The 225-nt window shown below is 27.6% G+C and carries 1 protein-coding gene; it reads right to left on the bottom strand.

All coding sequences use genetic code 11. The features are described from left to right. Nucleotides 1-225 (bottom strand): type II toxin-antitoxin system YafQ family toxin (locus tag ELQ11_RS09885; RefSeq protein ID WP_134225313.1); only part of this gene is annotated, 225 nt, incomplete at both ends.

Below are 225 nucleotides of genomic sequence, written 5' to 3'. Positions count from 1 at the left end.
TAAAACAACTCGCTATGAGAACCTATATTAATACATGTTAAAATAAGTTTATCATCTTGTTTTTGATAAATTAAGAGCAAATCAGGTTTTACATGACACTCTCTAAGCTCTTTAAATTCACCTTTTAGTTTATGATCTTTGTATTTTCTTTCAAGAGTTTCATTGTTAGATAAGCGATAGACTATTTCATCTACTAAGTCTTTTTCTTTTAGCGTTAGCTTCTTA

The organism is Campylobacter sp. US50a (genome assembly GCF_004379015.1).
GTDB lineage: Bacteria > Campylobacterota > Campylobacteria > Campylobacterales > Campylobacteraceae > Campylobacter_D > Campylobacter_D jejuni.
The sequence above is the reverse complement of the archived record's forward strand: the minus strand, read 5'-3'. Positions and strand labels throughout refer to the sequence as shown.